At 52.6% G+C, this 5,461-nt stretch carries 6 protein-coding genes and 1 pseudogene; 6 read left to right on the forward strand and 1 reads right to left on the reverse strand.

Going from position 1 to position 5,461, the window contains the following annotated elements; genetic code table 11:
* Positions 1 to 916 precede the first annotated feature (916 nt).
* Entirely contained in the window at positions 917 to 1,213 is a 297-nt protein-coding gene (locus tag A9762_RS25915; protein WP_069344857.1) for a hypothetical protein, read from the forward strand.
* A 266-nt stretch (positions 1,214 to 1,479) separates the two neighbouring features.
* Here A9762_RS25915 and A9762_RS25920 read toward each other — a convergent pair whose 3' ends face one another.
* Positions 1,480 to 1,794 (reverse strand): hypothetical protein, encoded by a 315-nt coding sequence (locus tag A9762_RS25920; RefSeq protein ID WP_069344858.1) that lies wholly within the window; start codon positions 1,792 to 1,794, stop codon positions 1,480 to 1,482.
* 659 nt (positions 1,795 to 2,453) lie between these two features.
* Here A9762_RS25920 and A9762_RS28740 point away from each other — a divergent pair.
* From A9762_RS28740 to A9762_RS28745, 5 genes and pseudogenes are all read left to right on the forward strand, one after another.
* Positions 2,454 to 2,879: a hypothetical protein gene (locus A9762_RS28740; RefSeq protein ID WP_139133409.1), complete on the forward strand. Its 426-nt coding sequence runs from the start codon at positions 2,454 to 2,456 to the stop codon at positions 2,877 to 2,879.
* Between the two features lie 91 nt (positions 2,880 to 2,970).
* Positions 2,971 to 3,543, forward strand: a complete 573-nt coding sequence (locus A9762_RS25925) for a hypothetical protein (RefSeq protein WP_069344859.1) — start codon at positions 2,971 to 2,973, stop codon at positions 3,541 to 3,543.
* Positions 3,544 to 3,634: 91 nt separating this feature from the next.
* The gene (locus A9762_RS25930) at positions 3,635 to 3,856 is read left to right on the forward strand and encodes a hypothetical protein (RefSeq protein WP_069344860.1); all 222 of its coding nucleotides are present in this window, start codon (positions 3,635 to 3,637) and stop codon (positions 3,854 to 3,856) included.
* 27 nt (positions 3,857 to 3,883) lie between these two features.
* Positions 3,884 to 4,681 (forward strand): annotated as a pseudogene (locus A9762_RS29490) (DUF6862 domain-containing protein); the annotation flags it as partial.
* Between the two features lie 89 nt (positions 4,682 to 4,770).
* A complete protein-coding gene (locus tag A9762_RS28745) occupies positions 4,771 to 5,172 on the forward strand; it encodes a hypothetical protein (protein ID WP_139133410.1) in 402 nt (133 codons plus the stop codon).
* Positions 5,173 to 5,461 lie beyond the last annotated feature (289 nt).

The following is a 5,461-nucleotide window of genomic DNA, read 5'->3' on the forward strand; positions in this document are numbered from 1 at the left end:
TGTTTGCGTGGGAATTTGAGGATTACCGAAGCGCAATTTGAGCAAGGCAATTCGCTCACTTCCGAGTAGAAGCTAGGCAGCATTAGCCCAAGGGCAGTGCAACCTAGCCCGTAGTTGAGCACGAGCGCCGAGAGTCACCCCATCCCCCCCGGCTGCGTAACCGCAGCAGTGATGGTGATGTCCCCTCACTGGGCTGCGGCCGGCTAACTGGACACTAAGTTAAGATTTTTGGAATGCTGCCGGGATCGCAAGCACTTCCGGCCCATGAATGGACTGCCGCTATTTTTAAGTTATCTTTGTAACGCTTGCCGCATATGTCGACATCCTCAGTTACCAAAGATTTTGGTCCGAAGATGTCTACGAAAGGCTGACCGGTCCAGAAGCGATGAAAGTTAAGTGCATACGTTTACTCGATGCTTTCGGTCGCGAAGTTGAGTTTTCGCCGTGGCTAAAGCTCGGACGCACCTACTGCGTTATGAGTATTGAGATCGACCCACTTGGGAGACGTAGCTATGGGATCATCACGTCCGCTCGGGAGGGTGAGTGGCCGAGCATGGGGGGACATCAAGCTGAATGTTTCGATGTCGTAAGTACCATGGTGCCTTCTAACTGGCGCCAAAAAATTCACGAGAACGGCTCGATTAGCATTGCGCCTGGGGCTTGGCTACAGACAGGCTTTCTGGACGCGTTCTATGATCGAGAGCCTGCTGCATATCTGATATTTGAGCGAGAGCGCGATCTCATCTTGAGCGAGGATCCGTAAGCGAACGCAAAGAAATGCAGGGCACGAGTCCCAGACCTGCCTAGCCGTCCAGCAGAGTTGACTCGCCATCCCCGCGAGCTAGGGCGATTCAGGATCGGTGATTCTGACTAATTTCACTGTGAAGAACGTTGGCCATGACTTCTAGGGAAGTCCATGTTGCATCATATTGTTGCGACGATCCGCATCGCGGATGACGTTGATGCACCGAAGAAAAACGGGGTGAGGTCTGGCTACTCCCCTCATCATAAATTCGAATCAGTTGATCACTTGGTGAGCGGAGTGCATACGTATGCAAATGATCATCTTCACTATCCCGGAGAAACGTTAGAGACGCGGATTAGCTATCCAAGTTGGGAGTATTTCAAGGATGCGGTGAAGGTCGGTGATTCGTTTGATGTGCTTGAACTCGACAGACTGGTCGGCTATGGGAAGGTGGACCGGATACTGTGAACGTTACTCCGACTCTGAGATAGGTGTGCAACGAGAATCGGCAAGGCCAACGCATTGTGGATTGCCGGTTTAGCAGATCGAATGAGATTGTCGATGGATTGGGGTAAGGATACGACGCAATCTGTGACGATGTCCGACGGACAGTCAATGCAGGTCCATTACTACATGAATTCGGTTACGGGCGCGGTCGACTACGTCACCCGTGAATTTAAGGTAAAGGGGGGGCCATGATGGCGAGATATGCAAGGGCGCGAGCTTACAAAGGATCAGGAGTCGATCCCAGTTTTACCTTGGGCAAAATGTATCTTGCTCTTGGCGTTCAGCTTCAACCGACGGGCCGTCCTGCGATGATTGTAGTCCAGCGGGACTCCGATGGAACTCCTTCCTTGGTAGAGCTTCAATACTTCGATGTTGTCGATCCAGTCATCCCTAGCGATTGGTGTTTCTTTGATTTCGGTAATGGTCACCATTGCATAGAGCCGAAAGAGTTTGGGGGGGATTTCTGGGATCGCTACCATGATGCAGATCCTGTGGCAGAACGGACATTTGATCGAGTCATTGAAAAACTCAAAGCGTTTCATGCCCACAATCCCTCTTCCATTGCAGGATAGGCGCGCTCCATTTATTGCCCGTAGCGCACGCCTAGTGGTGACTATCAACAATTTGTTGGGTCTGATGGGAAGCCCGCGAGGGGGCTTGACGGCGGAGGTTATTCCAATCAAATGGACCGTGCGGCCCAAGCGCTTCATGTGCATTTGCCTGCAATCACGACACCGGACAGTAATCCACATTTACCGATTAACTATCGATCATGGCAAAGTTCGATTACAACGACGTCGTCCGGGCTATAGCTTCCGCTGATCAGCGGTATCGACCGGGCGATCGGGCTTGGATCGTAGGGGTTTTTGAAAATGACCCCAGTCCTTGGTTGAGACGATTTCCTCCGGGGGTGGTTTACTCCATCGAATATGAAGATGGTTCATCACTTGAGATCCACGAGACACTGCTCGAGCTGGATCCGACCGTTTGACGACAAACAATTGGTTGTTACCTGCGCCATCACTGGACTGCTGCCGGGATCGCAAACACTTCCGGCCTATGATTGGACCGCCTCTATTTTTAAGTCATCTATGTAACGCTTGCCGCATATACCAACCTCCTCAGTTGTCACAGATTTTGGTTCGAAGATGTCCACGAAGGGCTGATCGATCCACTTCGCGCGCGATTAAGTGAGATAGATATGTCAAAACTCCTAGACTTCAGATTGGATTACGCTGATCCAAACTACGACAGGGCTAATAATCCACAGAGGAGGCCGGTAGCGATATTGCTTCCAATTTCTGTGTCATGGTGCGCAGGAAGCCGGGAAGTTACGATTGCGTTCCCAGAAAATGGAATTGCCTGCCCACTTAGGGATGAAAGCGGCGTTGCAATCATCGAAAATCCGTTCGACCGGTGTCGGAACAAGGCATATGTTCTTAACGTAGACGGCACTATGCGCTGCGCCTTGGAGAAACCATTCGACGTGGGATCCGATGCAGTGTTCTCGGATGTCTACTACGTTAACGAAGGACTCTGTTTTTTTCTGTCAGGGAGCTCGGGCGACCGACGCGTGGAGTACGACGTTGCCACCGGCACGATAGTGAATTCGCTCCAGGCGAGATAACGGAATGGGTGTTGGTTATTGGGGGCTGGGCTGCTGCCGAAAGCGCTTCAGAGTTCGGAGATCGGGGTAGTAGTTGACTTATGATTGCACGATGACCTACCAGCTAGTTAGCCCTCCATGTGCGCTTGACTTTGTGGCACTCACGAAGCAAGAGCTGAAGAAATATAACGAGTGGTTCATTGCGATAGTGCCGGAGCGAGTGGCAACTCTTCAGTCCTGCGTGAATGCAAGCGCCGGACACGGCAGTTGGAGTGCCAACTTCGATCCAGCATCGTTAATTGAACTTGGCGATTGGTTCGCCTCGCAGGTGTCAACGCGCGACCGTACACAATCGGAAGCGCTAGCAATAGAAGCCCGTCTAACGTTTCCGATGAACGTTCCGCATGAGGAATTGACTGACGAAACGGTCTCGAAGGCGATCGATGTGGGCATGTACTTCGGCACAGTCCTTTTGAAGAATCATCCTTCGTTGCGGTGGGGCTTTAAGACGGAAAGCAAGCGGTTTGCGGATTACGGACAACCAGTTATCGTCGGCTTTGGCTCCGCGATCCTCAATCCCGTGCGGATAGCAGTTACGTTGGCCTACGGTGTGGCAGCAGGTACCCAGTCGGGATCAAGGCTCGGTCAGGTTTATAAATTTTGGTCTGAGACGGCGGGAGACTGAGCGAGCCAACTGGGAGCCCTATGGGCAGAATACGCGCGCGCTGGTTATTTCCTGACAGCAGTTATGACACACCCGGCCACGTGCCGGGTTTGTGCTTTATGGCGTCGTCAAGCGTGACGGCACGGTGTTCTGGTTAGTTTCCTTCGTCGGCGACCTTGCGCCGCGGTCATACATCGGCGATGACGCGATGTTCGCCGACAGGTGCGGGCGTCGAATTGCTCGATCGCACGCCGCGGGGTTTAACGCGACGATCAACGTCAGCGGTCCGGTGGTGAACGAGACGCAGAACAACTGGCTTAAACATAAGGCGTAAGGTTTTGACAAGCCGTCAGAAGCGGATCGGTTCAAGGCGGCAAGTGCAGCTTGTCTTGCCAGTGGGGGCAGTGATGCGGCGAGTTGCGGGGTGGCTCAATTATTAGCGCAATCGAGCATCTTGCGGGATGCTCAGTTGAGCGCTGTCTGTGCAAACGGTGACTCACCGGCGTGTCAAATCGTAAAGGCGGAAGCGAAGGTTAACGGCAACGACGTCTGGACGAGTCCCGACGGCAGGATCTACACATTCGCCAGTGGTGATTCGAGAGTTCTGTCACTTGACCCTTCGGCAAGAGCGACACTGTTGGATGCGCAGTTGGGAAGTCCTGTCGGTGCGATCCTATCGGGTGCGGTGCTGTTCGGTGGAGGGTCGGTTGAGCAAGCCATCTTGGCGGCAAATTTGGGGCAGTCTTTGGAGGGGTTGGGTGCCGGGCTTTCCCTGTTTGGAGCGCGTGCACCCCTTGGCTCCGGCACGCTTGGCGGAGCCAGCAGTAGCAAAATATCAGGCAATTCCTCGCCAGGAATACGGTCGCCGGAAACGGTGGGAAATTACACAGGAACCGTGTGGGACCTCATTAAGCCAACGCAAGCAAACTATCCAGGGTCAGTGTTACCCAAATCGTTTGAAATGACGTTGTCAAACGGGTCTAGCGTCTGGGTTCACGGTAATGCGACGGAACATTTGGCCGAGTATGTCCAAATGGTTGCGAGAAATAACCCGCCGACAGTTGTACAGATGGCGACACAGCAACAGCTTGCCAACTTGCAGGGGGCAGTGTCCGAGGCAACAAGGGGGGGTACCCTACAATCAGCTTATCAATGTTAGCGGCTGGGAGCTTAAATTTTCCCCTCCTCGTCAACCGGGACAACTTCCCGCGCTGATTCATGCCCAACCTACTAGAAGGTGAACCGAAAATGAAGATGGAGATTGCAAGACCGTTTCGACTACTAGTAGATGCTGTCGAGCTTGACGAGCGCGTTCCGTCAATGAGAGTAGTTGTAGAGGTGGAGGCGGATCAATTTGGTCATCGGTTTCGATACAGTGGAAGTCTGTGGTTGGAGTGTTCGGCGTGGGATGATTTTCTTGTGGGGTTGGATGGGAAAGGAGAAAAATCTTCTACGCTGGTTGATATGCGAGGTGTGTTCCAACTTGAATTGATTGCAAGTTCGACGGGGCATCGCTTGGCTTGGAAATTTGATAGACGTGGAGTTGACGGATCGTCGATGGATATCAAATATGAGGCCTCAATGGACGAAGATGTCCTCGCTCATGTTTTGGAGCAGTTCGAACAGTTTGATCGTTGGTGGTCAAAATAGATCGAATGACCCATCGCGTGTTTCATAGAGATTCGAATTTTTGATGGAGTGGGTGTCCACAAAAAGATAAGAAATCTGTTTAACGCGCGGATTATCAAAGAAATTTCTGTAGTCTATTGAAGTGACCTGACGGATACTTTCGTGCCCAAAAATCTAACGGTGATCCCCCTCACCCCTGCGCCATCACCTGCTGGGCAATTGCCGTCGTGATCCCCATCTTGTCGTGGCGGTTGCGTTCCAGCAGTCCGATACTCCGCTGCTCCGTCACCCCGGGCAGGGGAACGATGCG

Source organism: Pandoraea sp. ISTKB (assembly GCF_001721285.1).
In the GTDB taxonomy this organism is placed as follows: domain Bacteria; phylum Pseudomonadota; class Gammaproteobacteria; order Burkholderiales; family Burkholderiaceae; genus Pandoraea; species Pandoraea capi.